Source organism: Croceitalea vernalis, assembly GCF_031846405.1.
GTDB lineage: Bacteria > Bacteroidota > Bacteroidia > Flavobacteriales > Flavobacteriaceae > Croceitalea > Croceitalea vernalis.
In genome coordinates this window covers 117,955-134,590 of record NZ_JAVRHU010000003.1, presented here as the reverse complement: position 1 = coordinate 134,590, position 16,636 = coordinate 117,955, and the positions used below count along the sequence as shown (strand labels likewise).

Here is a 16,636-nt window from a genome sequence, read left to right as displayed (position 1 = left end):
TATAAAAGACAATTTTAAATCTTATTAATAACGAATTTCTAATCCTCCAAAAATTCCAAAAGGCATTCCAGGTCTTAGACCTGCAGGTACTCTAGCTACTGCATAAGTCTCATCTAAGAGATTCATCATATTGGCCGTTACTGCGATGTGCTCGCCCAAACGATATTTACCACCTAAGTCCAGAATTAAATTTGAAGCTACTTTTTCATTTTCTGGAATTCTTCCGGTACCAGCTTGCGTTCTGAAAGCACCATTAAAACGACCATTAAAGTTTATTTCATACTTCTCGTGTTCAAAAGAAATAGTAGTGTTTAGTTGATGCTTTGAAAGATAAGGTAGCTCGTCTCCAATTGTAACTTCTCCCCAGATATCATTCTCACTTCCGAAGCTATTTAAAAATTCTGTATCGGTCAATGTGTAGCCTATGGTGATTGGTAAAACAAACCTTTCTGAATTTGGTAATAGATTATAATTTAGTAATACCTCGAGACCTTGTACTTTAACTTCACCAGCATTAAATTGATCTAGTGATCCTGTGCCTCCGGAAGCAGCTAAATCACTCCCCAATAAATTACTATAATCATTAAAAAAACCAACTATTTCACCGGTTAGTCCTCCATAAGAAAATCGTGTGCCTAATTCGTAGTTAATGCTCTCTTCCGGTTTTTCACCTTCTTGGTTACTTGGTGGAGAAAACCCCTTATGCACTCCGCCGAATAAAGATAAGTTTTCAAAATTATAATTGAATCCTACTCCCGGTATAAAGACATCAACTTTATTTTCGCGTTCTGTTAATTCAACCCCTGTTCTTTCAATATCATTAGTTCCGTAATTCATTCTACTAAGGGTAATGTTTTCATAACGAATGCCAGGGGTTAATGTTAAATCTTTATACTTAAGTTTATATAAAGCATAAGACGAAAAAGCTTTTGCATCGCTAATTCTGTTCGCATTAGTGCCTGGGGTGCCTGCACTAGTTATTTGCATAATACCATTTATTAAACTGTAGTCATCTACCCATTGAAAGCGGTCTTCTTCATCAAAATGATAGCGCAAGCCCACTTCTATATCATGAAAGGTATTTTCACCTGTCCAATGATAGTCTAGTTTAGTTTGTACTCCGGTAGAAAGATAATTTCTATTATTGGCTTTTACCCCAAGTACATCGTTATCGCTGGTATTGGCAGCACCACTAACAATATCATAGTAAGAAGCGAAGGTGACGGGGTCCTCTATGATATTAGCAATTCCTTGATTTTCTCCATTTACTGATACATAATCTAGTTTGTACCAATTACGACTAAAATCATTATAGTACCCAACAGTGGTTATTCTAAAGTAATCACTAAATTTTAAGGTATGAGTTCCCATGAATTGGAGATGTTCCGTATTCATTTGATCAACTTGTGAACCGGAGTACCGGCGAAACGGAGATATAATAAAATCAGTTTGTGTTAATCCTAAGTAGGTTTCATCAGAGGTTTCATCTGCGTATTGAAATTTAACCTCAAACTCGTGGCCCAGTTTCGCCTCTGGATTGGTGTTAACCTTAAATTTAGCTACTAAGTCGTTTTTGTCAAACCCAGTATCAGCGCCATCATCAAGCTCTTTAAATCCATTAGAATTATAGTTAAGATACTCAACGGAATACCCGAAATTCTTTTTGCTATCACCTAACTGTGCATGAAGGCGACCACTTTGAAAACTTCCATAACTAGAGTTGATGAAAATTCCAAAATCATCAGGAACTTCAGTAGATAGCATATTAATTGCACCTCCTGTGGTATATGGACCGTATTGTACTTGACTACTTCCTTTCAAAATTTCTACAGCCTGCATTCTTGCAATTGTTGGAAAGTAGTAGGCTGAAGGCGCACTATAAGGTGCCGGCGCTATTAAAACTCCATCTTCCATTAGCGTTATCTTTGAACTACGTTCCGGTGAGGTACCTCGTAAACTAATATTAGGTCTAAGGCCGAATCCATCTTCCTCATACACATTGACGCCTGGAACACTTCGTAATGTTCTATTAACATCGGTATAATTGAATTTCTTTATTTCTTCTGGTGAAATATAATAAGCAGATCCAGTTCTATTTTTTGCCTCGAATTTGCTACCTAAAATGACCTTGGCTGAAAGTACCACTTCCTTTAAACGAATTGAATCGATTAGCTGACTTTGATTTTGCTGTGCAAAAGAGTAAAAAGTAGCTATAATTAATGATAAACTTATCTTTTTGAACATTTGTTTTAATTTAGACTGATTAAGAATAATGATACAAATGTAAAAGAGGTTTCTATAAAAACAAAGTTTATTTAGATTAATTAAAAATAATAAAACATTAAGTTTTCATTAACAAGGAATTAGAGCTAAATTTTAACTTTTAGAACTTAAAGGCAACATTAGGTGTTTCTAAAACACTAACTAAAAAACAGTATCTTTGCACGCAATTAATCCGTAATTGCAATGGAAGCTCACCTAAACAAAATTCTCGGCGAAGGCCTTACATACGATGATGTTCTTTTAGTGCCAGCCTTTTCAGAAGTGCTACCTAGAGAAGTCAGTATTCAATCAAGATTTACTCGTAACATAACGATTAATGTTCCTATTGTATCTGCTGCTATGGATACTGTTACAGAAAGCCGAATGGCAATTGCTATAGCTCAAGAAGGTGGTATTGGAGTTTTACACAAGAACATGACCATTGAGCAACAAGCAATTAAGGTTCGTAAAGTAAAACGTGCTGAAAGCGGAATGATTTTAGATCCGGTTACAATGCCTCTTAACTCAAAAGTAAGTGATGCCAAGGCAAATATGAAAGAGCATAGTATTGGCGGTATACCAATCGTTGACAATGGCGGTAAGTTGATTGGAATTGTTACTAATCGAGATTTACGTTTTGAAAAAAATAATGAAAGACCAATTTCTGAAGTGATGACCTCAGAAAACTTGGTAACTGCTGCCGAGGGAACTTCACTTTCTGAAGCCGAAGATATTCTGCAAGAACATAAGATTGAAAAACTACCTGTGGTTGACGCCAACTACAAATTGGTTGGGCTAATTACTTTTAGAGATATAACTAAATTGACGCAAAAGCCGATTGCTAATAAAGACATGTATGGTCGTCTCCGTGTCGCAGCAGCCTTGGGTGTTACTGGTGATGCAGTCAATAGGGCAGAAGCCCTTGTTAATGCAGGAGTTGATGCGGTTGTTATAGACACAGCTCATGGACATACTAAAGGTGTTGTTGCAGTTCTAAAAGAAGTAAAGAAAAAATTTCCTCAATTAGACGTTATTGTTGGTAATATAGCCACCGGAGAAGCTGCTAAATATTTGGTAGAAGCCGGTGCTGATGCGGTTAAAGTGGGTATTGGACCTGGCTCTATTTGTACCACTAGAGTAGTAGCCGGAGTTGGATTTCCACAGTTTTCTGCTGTACTTGAAGTTTCAGCAGCAATCAAAGGCTCCGGTGTGCCGGTAATCGCAGATGGAGGTATAAGATATACAGGTGATATTCCTAAAGCAATCGCAGCAGGCGCTGATACTGTCATGCTGGGTTCATTGTTGGCTGGAACAAAAGAATCTCCTGGTGAAACTATTATCTACGAAGGACGTAAATTCAAAAGCTATCGTGGTATGGGCTCTGTAGAGGCTATGAAACAAGGATCAAAAGACCGGTACTTTCAAGATGTGGAGGACGATATCAAAAAATTAGTTCCTGAAGGAATTGTAGGTCGGGTGCCATACAAAGGTGATCTTTTTGAAAGCATACATCAATTTGTTGGTGGTTTGCGTGCGGGTATGGGTTATTGTGGTGCTAAAGACATTGAAACCCTAAAGGAGACTGGTCGTTTTGTGAAAATTACAGCTAGCGGAATCAATGAAAGTCACCCACATGATGTTACGATTACCAAAGAAAGTCCGAATTATAGTAGGTAATTAGCGCTAAATTTCCTCTAAGTCTTTAATTTGAATTCTTCTAAATCATTTGCCTATGTTTGCTGTAGTTAGCGACATGCAATAATGAATTTCATTGAAAACCCTATTTATGTTTTAACCGTCTTAGCACTTATGGTGCTGCTATCGCTCTATGCGGCAAAAAAGAAATGGGGAAAACCTTTTGGTGCGGCCCTTTTAGTTATTGTTTTTACTGCTATCGTAGCCAATTTTAAATTAATTCCGTCTGCTTCGAATTCTATTCCTTTGTATGATGTTATTTTTAGTTATCTAGCGCCAATTTCAATTTTTTATTTACTATTGGGAGCTAACTTAAAATCTATTAAAAAAGCAGGCGCGCCCATGATAGGGCTTTTTCTAATCGGGTCTTTAGCGACTGTATTAGGAATATTGGCCTCATGGTATCTAATTTCGCCGCAAAACGTTCTTGGCGATGATGGCAAAATCTTGGCAGGTATGCTTACAGGTACTTATACCGGTGGTAGTGTTAATTTTAATGCTGTGGCCTTGGCTTATGATTTTCAAAAAAAAGGAACTCTCTATGCAGGTGCGATTGCAGTAGATAATGTAGTTACCGCTATTTGGGTTGTAATTACAATAGCTTTTCCAGTAATACTACGAAAGCGCTTTAAAGATAAAAAGCTTAGTACTGAAAATAGGACTAATGAATTGAATAAGGAATCCTCTATGGATTTAAATTCCTTTGCTTGGTTAATTTTTATAGGATTAAGTTCATTCTTGGTTTCGGAGTTTGTTTCTATCTGGTTGCCGAGTATTCCGTCAATAATTACACTTTCAACAATTGGAATAGTTTTGGCTCAAACCCCCTTTATTTCTAAACTTAATGGTTCACATGAACTAGGGTTATATTTAGTTTACTTGTTTTTAGCTGTGATTGGAGCATATTGTGAAGTTGGAGCTGTAGTAGCTCTAAAAGAAGTTGGGTTAACACTGCTCTTGTTTACATCAATAGCAGTACTTATTCATGGTTTACTAATAATAATTTTGGGAGGTTTATTATTCAAAGATTGGGACATGATTTCTATTGCGAGTCAAGCTAACGTTGGTGGAGGGACGTCGGCAATTGCCCTAGCAGAAACTTTTAATCGCAAAGAATTAATACTTCCAGCTATTCTGGTAGGTACTTTAGGAAATGCCTTAGGAACTTATCTAGGTTTTATGGTAGTGGCTATATTGTAAATTACTTACCAATACCTGTATACGATTTCCAATCCTTGTCTTTATAGATATCATCTCCAAAATAACGAGCAATCTGAAGAAAAGGTTCTACTTTTTGATACCCGGGTACGGGAGAAAGCATTTTTAATTTTTCATCTAAAAAGATTACCGTCGGGTAGCTCATTTTTCCTTGTAGCAGTGCTGCCGCAAGTTCGTGGTAACCACGTCTTCCTTGAGGAACAAATTTGAAAGTTCTGCCATCATATTCAATGGGTTCTTTACCTTCAGCATCCATTTTGACCATATAAAAGTTTTGGGCCATGTAAGCAGCTACTTCAGGATTTTGAAAGGTTTCTTTATCCATTTTTTTGCACCAGCCACACCAATCGGTGTAAACATCAATAAAAATCTTTTTTGGATTCGCATCTGTTTTAGATAAGGTTACAGCTTCATCCCAAGATACCCATTGCACCTGTTGAGCGGTCAATGTAACGGTAAAAAATAAGCCTGTGATAACTAAAAACTTCTTCATAATTCCGCTTTCTTTCTATAGTCCGAAGACTATATCAAAACTAACGAAAATTGTGCCAAATTATTTCGCGGTCACTTTTTCTACTTTTTCTTCAAAAACTTGAGATATATCAACCTGATTTTTAAGTATATCATCAAATGTTTCTCGCTCGCGAATTAGGTGGGCTTGATTTTTATAAAATAATACTTCGGCTGGACGATATCTAGAATTATAATTACTTGCCATAGTAAAACAGTAAGCCCCAGCATTTTTAAAGGCTAAAATATCACCTTCTTTAATTTCATTTATACGACGATTGCTACCAAAGGTATCTGTTTCACAGATGTAACCAACAACAGAATAATAGCGTTCTCGACCATCAGGATTTGAAATATTTACAATTTCATGATTAGAGCCATATAGCATTGGGCGAATTAAGTGATTAAACCCAGAATCAACACTAGCGAATACTGTTGATGTAGTTTGTTTAACAACATTAACTTTAGCTAAAAAATAACCAGCTTCACTTACTAAAAACTTGCCCGGTTCAAATGCTAATGTTAATTGTTTTCCATACTCTTCACAGAATTCATTAAAACGTTGTGTTAGCTTTTTACCTAATTCTTCGATGTTAGTTTCAATATCCCCAGTTTTGTATGGTACTTTAAAGCCACTACCAAAATCAATAAATTCGAGGTTTTTAAAGTTTTTAGCAGTTTCAAAAAGAATTTCAGAAGCATAAAGGAAGACATCAATATCTAAGATATCACTCCCTGTATGCATATGAATTCCATTAATATTCATGTCTGTCAATTCAACGATACGTAATAAGTGTGGAATTTGATGGATACTTATACCGAATTTAGAATCTATATGACCAACAGAAATGTTTGAATTACCGCCTGCCATCACATGTGGATTAATACGAATACAAACAGGAATATCTGGATGTTTGCTACCAAATTGCTCCAAAACAGATAGATTGTCGATGTTGATTTGAACTCCAAGTGCAGCAGCTTCTTCAATCTCTTCTAAAGAAACACCATTTGGGGTGTAGATAATTGCCTCAGGTTTGAAACCTGCTAATAGGCCAAGTTTTACTTCTTGTATTGATACCGTATCTAAACCACTACCTAAACTATTCATTAATCTAAGTACAGCAATATTCGATAATGCCTTACAAGCATAATTCAAACGTAAATTTTCTACGCCATCGAAAGCGTTCGTAAGTCTTTGGTATTGTGAGGTAATTTTATCGGCATCATAGACATAAAGTGGTGCACCGTAATCTTCAGCAATTTTCAACAATCTATTAGAATCCATAATACCAATTTTTATCAAATTTAAAATAGGTTTTCATGTGAAACAAGAAATTATTCAGATAATTAAATAAATACAACAAATTGTTATAAAAATAACAAAGTGTAAAGTTGTCCTATTGTCTACTTGTTCTTATTTTAGAAAAAAAATATTTGCACTAATGAAATTACCAATGTTTCCATTACAATCTGTTTTCTTTCCTGGAGAGACTGTTCCTCTTCACATTTTTGAAGAGCGTTATCAAGAATTAATTAAAGATTGTCGTAGTGAGGCCATAACTTTTGGAATTCCTGTTTACATTGATAAAAAAATTGAATTTGGAACAGAAGTACAATTAGTAGAAGTTGTAAATACTTATGAAGGTGGTGAAATGGATGTGGTTTGCGTGGCTAGACAGGTTTTTAAAGTTGTTTCTTTTGAGAATGAAATGGGAGATAAGCTTTATGCTGGGGGCGAAGTAGAATTTTTAGAGGCTAATAATGATGCGGATGAAAATTTGCGTTCTGATGTGCTTGCAAAAATTGAAGAGTTATATCAATTAATGGCTGTAGAATTGCCAACGGTCCCAGCCGATAAATTTAATAGTTATGCTTTTGCACATAAAATGGGATTATCTTTTGATCAAGAATATGAATTGTTGCAACTTACCAATGAAATCGAAAGGCTTCATTTTATTAGACTTCACTTAGAATCAACTATTGCTATTTTAAAACAAATAAATACAACAAAAGCTGTAATTGAGATGAACGGGCACTTTAAGAATTTTGATCCTTTAGATTTTGAAGATTTTAAGGTGGACTAAGGTTTTTGGTTTCATTTGTATTCAATTCTTTTGTAGATAATTATTAAATCTACTACTGGTTCCCTATTTTTGTGGCCAAATAAAATTTTACATTCATATGAACCTTCACGAATATCAAGGTAAAGAGATTTTAGCAAGTTTTGGAGTACGTATTCAACGTGGTATAGTTGCTCATAATGCTAAAGAAGCGGTAGATGCAGCTAAGCAGTTAACTCAAGAAACAGGTACTGGGTGGCATGTTATTAAAGCTCAAGTTCATGCAGGAGGCCGTGGTAAAGGTGGTGGTGTTAAATTAGCTAAAAACTTAAAAGAAGTAGAAGAAATAGCTGGAAGTATTATAGGTATGAATCTAATAACACCTCAAACTTCGGCTGAAGGCAAGAAGGTTCATCAAGTACTTATTGCGGAAGATGTGTATTATCCCGGTGAATCTGAAACTAACGAATTTTATATGTCGGTTTTACTTAATAGAGGTACGGGCAGAAATATGATTATGTATTCTACTGAAGGAGGTATGGATATTGAGGAAGTTGCAGAGAAAACACCTCATTTGATATTTACAGAAGAGATTGACCCTGCTGTTGGATTAATGCCTTTCCAATCAAGAAAGATTGCTTTTAATCTTGGGTTATCAGGCACTGCTTTTAAAGAGATGACCAAATTTGTTGCGTCATTATATAAAGCTTATGTACAAAGTGATTCAAGTATGTTTGAAATCAATCCAGTTTTAAAGACTTCGGATGACTTGATTATGGCGGTTGATGCTAAGGTTTCTATTGATGATAATGCATTATTTAGAAGAAAACAATATGCTGAAATGCGTGACCTAAGAGAAGAGAACGCTATAGAGGTTGAAGCAAGGGCTGTAGGGCTTAATTACGTTGATTTAGATGGTAATGTAGGTTGTATGGTGAACGGAGCTGGTTTGGCTATGGCAACAATGGATTTAATTAAGATGGCTGGTGGTGAACCTGCAAACTTTTTAGATGTAGGTGGAACAGCAGATGCAAAAAGGGTAGAAGAAGCTTTCCGTATTATTTTAAAGGACACCAATGTCAAAGCTATCTTAATAAATATTTTCGGCGGAATTGTCCGTTGCGATAGAGTTGCACAAGGAGTGGTAGATGCTTATAAAAATATGGGTGATGCTATTAAGGTTCCGATTATTGTTAGATTACAAGGTACTAATGCTGAGTTAGCAAAAGAGATTATTGATAATTCTGGATTAGCAGTTCATTCTGCTGTTCAGTTTCAAGAAGCTGCTGATAAAGTAAAAGAGGTGTTAGCTTAAGCTAAATTTCTCTAACTATAATTGAAAGGGTGATGTTTATGTAACATTGCCCTTTTTTTGTTTTGATAGTGAACTGAATGAATTATTGATTTAAAAATATCAATTCCAATCAATCCATGATTTTTCCATAGTTATTGTTAATAACAGGTATCAATCATTTATATAGGTAGTCAAGTTTGAAATATGCTTCATAAGTGAATTCATTGTTACCAAATTTATTAAAGTATTAAATAGCACTTTGACCTTAGTATAGTCCTTCTTTTCAATCTAATTTTGAACAGAGTAAGAAATAGGGAATTCGATAAATTATTGTTAAAAAAATACACATCATGTAACAATTTCTTTTTTTGAACGTCTTTATAATATTACATCATCAATCAATTATTAATCAATCTCCTAAAAAATAATCGGAGATAAAAACAACAAGTCATGAGAAAAATTAGCCTAGTATTGGTTGCTGCTACTATGTTTGCAGCTGTTAACGTATCAGCAAATAGTAATGCTGAACCTGTAAATCCTACAAAAAATTTATCTACCCAAATTCATCAACTGTTAGAAAGTAATTCTTTTGACGTTGAAGAAGATTTAACTGCGAAAGTGCAATTTACTATCAATAAGGATGGTGAGATTGTTGTTCTTTCTGTTGATACAGTAAATGATTCTTTAGAAGGCTTTGTTAAAGGGCGTTTGAATTATAAAAAAGTAGATGACATTGATTTTAAAGAAGGCAGAACATACACAGTTCCTGTGAGAATAGCTGTATAAAGTATAGTTATTTGAATTAGCTGAAAAATCCTGAAAACATTCAGGATTTTTTTATTATACGAAATCCAGTTTCTTGCAGTTATAATAAAGTAACCCTTTCTTTATGAATACCTACCAAGACAAACTAAGTGTGTTGAGTGAACTCATAGCCTTTGCTAGAGTTGATCATCAAATTAAAGAATCAGAATACGATTTTCTTCTTAGTGTAGCCAATCTACTTGAAATAAAAAAGGCATCGTTGGATACTTTGTTAAAAGAAAAAGCCTCTATCAAAACACCAAAAACAGAATTGAAAAAAATCGTTCAATTTCATCGTTTGTTATTATTGATGAATGTTGATCAAGAACAGCATAAAAAGGAGATAGAGCAATTGCACAATATCGGACTTTGGATGGGGCTAAGGCCATCAGCTATAGGCCAGGTACTTGAAATAATGCATAAATACCCTAATAAAATAGTACCGCCACAGGTACTCATTAATATCTTCAAAATACATCAAAATTAGACAAAGTGTCATTATGGCATTTCCATCTCAAGAAAACAAGTCAAAATGACAGTTGTTTCTTGTTGGTATATCTTTTGACTATGTATTGGTGATAATAATTTTAAAATTTATTCACCATGAGTTTAGTTAAAAGAAACAATTTAATATTCCCAAGTTTAATGAATGATATCTTCAATCCTGATTGGTTTGGTGGTATTGAAAACATGAATCATAATATTCCTGCAGTAAACATTAAGGAGAATGATAGTGACTTTGTCATTGAATTATCTGTACCTGGCTTTCAAAAAGATGATTTTAACATTGAGTTAGACAACGATGTGCTTACTATTTCATCTGATTTAAAGAAAGTGAACGAAAACAAAGATGGAAAGTTTACCAGAAAAGAGTTTTCACATACTTCATTTAAAAGAGCATTTACACTGCCTAAAACTGTAGATGGTGGCAAGATTAATGCACAATATGAAAGTGGAATTTTAAAGCTGTTAGTACCAAAAAAAGAAGAAGCTTTGCCGAAACCAAAGCGTTTAATTGAAATAAGATAAGTGTATTATGGGGCCAATTTGGTTTTCATAATGGTTGGTTGATTAGTTGGTTAGTATGGAGAGCGTCACTTTTTAAAGTGGCGCTTTCTTTTTATTCTTGTTCTTGTAGCATTTTAATCTCATCACGAAGTTTGGCAGCTTCCATAAAATTTAGCTCTTTTGCGGCTTTTTCCATTTCTTTTCTTTTTTGTTGAACCATTTTTGCTTTTTGATCAGGCGTCAAATAAGCTAAATCTGGCTCTGCTGCTCGCAATTCTTCTTTTTGAAAATGATAGGTAGATACCGAATTTTTTGCTAAAGCACTGTCCAAACTTTTATTAAGGGCTTTAGGTACCATATTGTGCTTCGTATTGTAAGCGATTTGTTTTTCTCTACGATAATTAGTTTCGTCAATTGTTTTTTGCATGCTGTCCGTAATCTTGTCGGCATACATTAGTGCTCTACCATTTAAGTGTCTCGCTGCACGACCAACGGTTTGTGTTAAAGAACGATTACTTCTTAAAAACCCTTCTTTATCTGCATCCAAAATTGCTACTAAGGATACTTCTGGTAAATCAAGACCTTCACGTAGCAAGTTTACGCCAACTAAAACATCGAATATCCCTTTACGTAAATCTTGCATAATCTCGACGCGTTCTAAGGTATCTACATCACTATGAATATAACGACAACGCACATCAATTCGCGAAAGGTATTTTGTTAATTCTTCGGCCATTCTTTTGGTAAGGGTGGTTACCAATGTACGTTCATCTAACTCCACCCTTTTTTGAATTTCTTCAATTAAATCATCAATTTGATTTAAACTTGGTCTAACTTCAATTATCGGGTCAAGTAATCCAGTTGGTCGAATAACTTGTTCCACATATATTCCCTCACATAATTGTAGTTCATAATCTGCTGGAGTTGCACTAACGTAAATGGCTTGGTTTTGCAATGCTTCGAATTCTTCAAATTTCAAAGGTCTATTATCCATTGCTGCAGGCAATCGAAAGCCATACTCTACTAAATTCTCTTTTCTTGATCGGTCACCACCATACATTGCGTGAACTTGTGGTATTGTAACATGACTTTCATCAATAATCATCAAATAATCATCTGGAAAATAGTCCAATAAACAGAAAGGTCTTGTACCAGGTTCTCGGCCATCTAGGTATCTTGAATAGTTTTCTATTCCTGAGCAATAGCCTAGTTCTCTAATCATTTCCAAATCAAAGTTTGTCCGTTCTTCTAAACGTTTGGCCTCCAACGGTCGAGCGATATCTTTAAAATAATCAACTTGTTTTACTAAATCATCTTGGATAAGATGAATGGCGTTTTGTAGAACATCTGGCGATGTTACAAACATATTGGCTGGGTAAATATTTAAACTATCATATATTTCAATAACCTTATTATTGAAAGGGTCTAGAGCTTCTATTTCTTCAATTTCATCTCCAAAAAAATGAATTCTAAATGCATGGTCAGCATAACCTGGAAAAACATCAACAACATCTCCTTTTACTCTAAAATTTCCATTTCTAAAATCTGCAGTTGTTCTAGAGTAGAGACTTTGCACTAATTGATGTAAAAATTTGGTTCTAGAAATTACCTGGTCTCTTTGTATTGAAATTACATTTTTTTGAAATTCAACAGGATTACCAATACCATACAAACACGAAACAGATGCAACAACTAATACATCACGGCGGCCAGATAGTAATGAAGAGGTGGCGCTTAATCTTAGTTTTTCAATATCCTCGTTAATTGAGAGGTCTTTTTCAATATATGTTCCGCTAGTTGGAATATAAGCTTCTGGCTGATAGTAGTCATAATAAGATACAAAATATTCTACAGCATTTTCTGGAAAAAATTGCTTAAACTCAGAATACAATTGCGCAGCTAGTGTTTTATTATGAGCTAAAACTAGAGTAGGTCTTTGCACTTCTGCCACCACATTAGCCACGGTAAATGTTTTCCCTGAGCCAGTTACTCCTAATAATGTTTGATGTGGTTCACCGCCTTCTATACCTTTAGCTAATTTATCAATAGCCTGTGGTTGGTCTCCTGTAGGGGTAAAATCTGCAACAACCTTAAATTTCATATGGTAAAAATACTAAAACGGAGGGTCACAAAAGCTTGTCAAAATTTAAGATTAACGCTTAAGGGTAAAAAAACCTTGAACTTCTCTAGCATTATCATCGATGGCTTTGAACCAATAACCGCCCGATGGCAAAGGTCTTCCATTGAAGGTGCCATCCCAACCTCTAGAATTCTGATCTATCTCGGCAATAAATGTACCATATCTATCAAAAATTTGTATGCTTGCTAGAATAATTTGTTCCCCTTGTGGCTGAATAAACTGCCAAAAATCATTAGTTGAATCACCATTAGGTGTGAAAAATTTTGGAAAACCTTCAACGGTTAAATCTTGAACAAAACTATCTTCAACAATTCCACATCCGTTTTTATCTCTGACATATAAGGTGTGTCCACCTGGTTTAACTGCACTAAAAACATTACTGTCTTGATATGGGCCTGTAATATCATCTATGGCATATTCATAATCGCCAGCACCACTCACTTGCACTTCAATTCTAAGGCCTAAAGCGGTCTCAGAAACTACAAGGTTGTTAATTGTAGCAATCTCAGAAGAAACTACATCAAACTCTAAAATGGTTGGACACTCGATAACTCCACCAGGTTGAGAAATTATGGTATACGCTTCAAGATAATAACTACCAGTTTGTGTGATAGTGACCTCATTTAATTCGGATAATAATGTTTGTGTTCCAAATTCATCAAAATTCACCCAACGATATCCATCAGCACCAATCGGAGCGGTAATAGTTAAAGGGTCAGAATTTTCACAAAATGAAAACACACTTGGTAAGGTAATATCAGGATTGAGTGAAACAAACTCACCGGTATCTTGGTCTAAGAAAGGTCCGCAGCCCAATAAAGTGGAAAAAGTTTCTTGGCCACAGGTAATTGCATCACCTGAATCATTGAAGGGAGTAATGGTAATAAAGAATGTACGATTCGGTTCAAAATCAATAACGAAAGTTGAATTGGTAAAAAATGTTGCATTATTAAGAACGTCGGAACCGTCTGGGGTAGTACCAATAGTAACGCGATAACCTGTTGCTCCAGGTACAGCCACCCATTCTAAAAGTGGTGTTAGCGGAATGTTGGTTGCCCCATTTAAAGGTTGAATAAGACTTGTGCAACTTGGTAGGGGTGCTACAGCTCCTGTTCTGAAGGTGAATTCAGTACAACTTAAGGCCGTGCCATTTTCATTTCGAGGTATAATTTCCACATAAATTAACGTGTCTGGTGGAAATTCACCAGCTGGATTAAAAGCTAAACTTTGCACATTAGTAGTTGCAATATCACCAAGTCCAGGTGCGGTTCCAACAATGATATCATAGCTCGTTGCCGTAGCGGCATAATTCCATAGAATATTCGTGAATACACTTACTCCAGTTGAACCATTTACAGGAGTACGTAAGGTAGTACAGCCTGGTGCTGTAGTAACGTCAACTGTGGTGAATGATTGACTGTCACATACGATATCAGTACCGCCTTCAAATAAAAAATCTAAAATGATTGTTACGAAGACCTCGGTATTTTCTGGAAGGCCAGTCTCCGGTGTAAAAGAAGTTGCGCTACCAACAGAGGCCTGACCTAAATCTGATTGTCCAGGTGCTGTACCTAACAGAATCTGATATCCGGGTATTCCGTCTACTTGGTCCCAAGTAATTGTAGCATCAACAGGCACATCGACTTGACCACTTACTGGACTTAGCAGTGGAGGACAGTCTTGCGTAAAACCCGAGGCACAAATACATAGTGCAAGTATAAGGAGCAATTTTCTTTTCATACAGCATCGTTCAAACGAACTGTAATATAGTGAACTTCTTTTAGGCTTAAAAATTTGAAGTATAATCGTCTTTAAACTTCATGTTTCCTCTTTTTAAGTGCTTTGATAGCAACTTGCAATGGAAAAAGAAAAGCAAAAAATTTCTTATAAATCGCGTTTTTTTAATAAAGCATATGACAGGTAAATAAAAATAGCTGTCCAGGCGAATACTATTAAAATTTCATACCAATGTACATGATAATCTAAAATAACATTTTCTCCTACTTGATCGGCTACGGTCTGCACTGCTTCTAGTCTTGTAATTGGTTGCTTAATTAAATTAAACATTGATTGTAGTGGAAAGAACCCCATTATAGTCTCTGTTGTATCGCCGTCAAAAAGTTTCCATCTGATAAGTCCTCTTATAATCCCTTCTAGAACTTGCCAAATAATTAGAAAACCAAGGGCAAAGGCTGAACGTTTGACTAAAATGCCCAAGAAAAGACAAAAGGAGAAGAAACCAACAAGCTTGATGAAAAATGCTAAAACGAATTCTAAATCAGAAAATATTATGGACATCTCATTGTAATCAGAATAGAACAGCCCTAAAATCAAAGAAACAACAAAGACAAAAACAGTTGAAATCAATGAAAACGAGATTACTGTTAAGAATTTTGATAAAATAAACTCCTTTTTAGATAGTCCATCAATCAGATTTTGCTTTATAGTTTTGTTGCTGTATTCATTGGCCATCATAGACACAATAACGATGGCTAAAAACAATTTAAAAAATGCTGTTACAAAGGTGTTAAAATGCCAGATATATGGGAAATTGAAAATACCTATTTCTGCTAAATGAAACTTCACCGGCCCAATGTCGAATTTTATTGCAGCTACCAAAGCAATAGAGGTCAACAATACAAAATAAGAGGTAATTAATATTTTACTGGCTCTATTATTCCAGAGTTTTATGAATTCTATTTGTAGTAAACGTACCATTTCGTTTGGATTAGTTGTTTTTGGTTAATTCTAAAAATTGCTCTTCAAGACTCTCTCTTCTTTTTACCAAATGAGAAAGCACAATTCCTTTCTCAAATAAGATTTTATTTAAAGCCTCTGCATCCATATCTTCTTTTAAATAAGCAGTTATGATTCCATTATCAGCTTCAATCTTACTAAAACTTGTATTATTGTCTAAAACTCCTTTAAGTTTTTCCATTTCCACGGCACGTAATTCAAAGAAGCCATGACTGGCAAGCATACTATCAACAGGGCCAGAATATAGCTTTTCACCTTTTCTTAAAATGACCACATGTGAACATACTTTTTCAACTTCATCTAAAAGGTGTGAAGCTAGAAGAATGGTAGTTCCCAGACCAGCAATTTTCTTAATTATTTCCCTAATTTGATGAATACCTTGTGGATCTAAACCATTGGTTGGTTCATCTAATATTAAAATCTCAGGGTCATTGAGCAGGGCAGAAGCAATTGCAAGTCGCTGCTTCATACCTAAAGAGTAGGTTTTGAATTTGCTGTCTTTTCTTTCCCAAAGACCAACCAATTCTAATTTCTCTTGAATTTTATCAACCGGAACTTCTTTGATTTTGCATACCAATTTTAAGTTCTGAATGGCTGTCATATATGGGTAAAAGTTTGGGCGTTCAATAATTGCTCCTACTTTTTTTAATGCTTCGTGGGTTGATGTGTCACCATTGAACCAACTGAATTCTCCTGCTGTTCTATTAACAACATTTAATATGATTCCTAATGTAGTTGATTTTCCGCTACCATTTGGGCCTAAAATACCATAGACATTGCCCTTTTCTATGGTGAATGATAAATTTTTAACTGCGGTAAGATGTCCAAACTTTTTGGTAAGATTGGATACGGTTAGTATAGTGTCCAAAACAGAATTGGTTTTTTGAT

Annotated in this window: 14 protein-coding genes; 7 read left to right on the top strand and 7 right to left on the bottom strand. The window is 35.1% G+C overall.

The features are described from left to right. Positions 1–24: 24 nt before the first annotated feature. Positions 25–2,244 (bottom strand): TonB-dependent receptor family protein, encoded by a 2,220-nt coding sequence (locus RM520_RS11000; protein ID WP_311388049.1) that lies wholly within the window; start codon positions 2,242–2,244, stop codon positions 25–27. A 222-nt stretch (positions 2,245–2,466) separates the two neighbouring features. Here RM520_RS11000 and guaB point away from each other — a divergent pair, with 222 nt between their 5' ends. Both guaB and RM520_RS10990 read left to right on the top strand, forming a co-directional pair. Next, positions 2,467–3,939 carry an IMP dehydrogenase gene (guaB, locus tag RM520_RS10995; protein WP_311388048.1) on the top strand — a complete coding sequence of 491 codons (1,473 nt, stop codon included), beginning with the start codon at positions 2,467–2,469 and terminating at the stop codon, positions 3,937–3,939. Positions 3,940–4,023: 84 nt separating this feature from the next. Continuing rightward, positions 4,024–5,157 carry a DUF819 family protein gene (locus tag RM520_RS10990; RefSeq protein WP_311388047.1) on the top strand — a complete coding sequence of 378 codons (1,134 nt, stop codon included), beginning with the start codon at positions 4,024–4,026 and terminating at the stop codon, positions 5,155–5,157. 1 nt (position 5,158) lies between these two features. On the opposite strand, the gene RM520_RS10985 is transcribed toward RM520_RS10990, so the two are convergent. Beyond that, positions 5,159–5,668: a thioredoxin family protein gene (locus tag RM520_RS10985; RefSeq protein ID WP_311385749.1), complete on the bottom strand. Its 510-nt coding sequence runs from the start codon at positions 5,666–5,668 to the stop codon at positions 5,159–5,161. 60 nt (positions 5,669–5,728) lie between these two features. After that, a complete protein-coding gene (gene lysA / locus RM520_RS10980; protein WP_311385748.1) occupies positions 5,729–6,970 on the bottom strand; it encodes a diaminopimelate decarboxylase in 1,242 nt (413 codons plus the stop codon). A 157-nt stretch (positions 6,971–7,127) separates the two neighbouring features. Between lysA and RM520_RS10975 the strand changes: the two genes are divergently transcribed. From RM520_RS10975 to RM520_RS10955, 5 genes are all read left to right on the top strand, one after another. Next, positions 7,128–7,769, top strand: coding sequence for an LON peptidase substrate-binding domain-containing protein (locus tag RM520_RS10975; RefSeq protein ID WP_311388046.1), 642 nt, complete (start codon positions 7,128–7,130; stop codon positions 7,767–7,769). Between the two features lie 97 nt (positions 7,770–7,866). Then, a complete protein-coding gene (gene sucC / locus RM520_RS10970; protein ID WP_311388045.1) occupies positions 7,867–9,060 on the top strand; it encodes an ADP-forming succinate--CoA ligase subunit beta in 1,194 nt (397 codons plus the stop codon). A 429-nt stretch (positions 9,061–9,489) separates the two neighbouring features. Beyond that, on the top strand, positions 9,490–9,825 hold the full coding sequence (locus RM520_RS10965; protein WP_311388044.1) for a hypothetical protein: 336 nt from the start codon (positions 9,490–9,492) through the stop codon (positions 9,823–9,825). Positions 9,826–9,928: 103 nt separating this feature from the next. Further along, positions 9,929–10,330, top strand: a complete 402-nt coding sequence (locus RM520_RS10960) for a TerB family tellurite resistance protein (RefSeq protein ID WP_311388043.1) — start codon at positions 9,929–9,931, stop codon at positions 10,328–10,330. A 116-nt stretch (positions 10,331–10,446) separates the two neighbouring features. Next, a complete protein-coding gene (locus RM520_RS10955) occupies positions 10,447–10,872 on the top strand; it encodes an Hsp20/alpha crystallin family protein (RefSeq protein ID WP_311388042.1) in 426 nt (141 codons plus the stop codon). Positions 10,873–10,963: 91 nt separating this feature from the next. On the opposite strand, the gene uvrB is transcribed toward RM520_RS10955, so the two are convergent. The 4 genes from uvrB to RM520_RS10935 all read right to left on the bottom strand — a co-directional run bounded on the left by uvrB (position 10,964) and on the right by RM520_RS10935 (position 16,616). Then, on the bottom strand, positions 10,964–12,952 hold the full coding sequence (uvrB, locus tag RM520_RS10950; protein ID WP_311388041.1) for an excinuclease ABC subunit UvrB: 1,989 nt from the start codon (positions 12,950–12,952) through the stop codon (positions 10,964–10,966). A 51-nt stretch (positions 12,953–13,003) separates the two neighbouring features. Further along, a complete protein-coding gene (locus RM520_RS10945) occupies positions 13,004–14,731 on the bottom strand; it encodes a T9SS type B sorting domain-containing protein (RefSeq protein WP_311388040.1) in 1,728 nt (575 codons plus the stop codon). A 144-nt stretch (positions 14,732–14,875) separates the two neighbouring features. Next, the gene (locus tag RM520_RS10940; protein WP_311385740.1) at positions 14,876–15,709 is read right to left on the bottom strand and encodes an ABC transporter permease; all 834 of its coding nucleotides are present in this window, start codon (positions 15,707–15,709) and stop codon (positions 14,876–14,878) included. Between the two features lie 10 nt (positions 15,710–15,719). Further along, a complete protein-coding gene (locus RM520_RS10935) occupies positions 15,720–16,616 on the bottom strand; it encodes an ABC transporter ATP-binding protein (protein WP_311388039.1) in 897 nt (298 codons plus the stop codon). Positions 16,617–16,636: the final 20 nt, after the last annotated feature.